At 37.8% G+C, this 392-nt stretch carries 1 pseudogene; it reads right to left on the bottom strand.

The window, feature by feature from the left end:
• A pseudogene (locus AC1DUA_RS40875) lies at nt 1-196 on the bottom strand (cell division protein FtsA); the annotation flags it as partial.
• Nucleotides 197-392 lie beyond the last annotated feature (196 nt).

The raw sequence follows: 392 nt of genomic DNA, 5'->3' as shown, positions 1-392 counted from the left end.
GTTCAGCATGGTCAACAGCGCTCCGAATGGAGTTCACCGTTTGATCAATATCAACGATTGCGCCTTTACGAATACCCTCTGACTCGGCAGATCCCACACCTATTATATTAATGGTTCCATTAACAACTTCCCCAATAATAGCACGAACCTTGGATGTACCGATGTCTAAACTAACAATGATATCATTGTTGCTCAAGCCCCTGGCACCTCCTATAACTTGGATAATATTGTGTTTACATTACAATTACTTAAATATGTATTCCACACACCCGCCATATTCCCTCTTTTTTCAACATTTTTTTTAACGGAAACAAAGTCGTTTTTTTAAACAGTTAATTTCAATAGTATGGGGATAAATCAAGTCTAGTAATTGCTTGTACGTTTCATAGGGT

It is taken from the genome of Paenibacillus sp. 01T422, from assembly GCF_056398785.1.
This window is presented reverse-complemented; position numbering and strand designations above follow the sequence as displayed.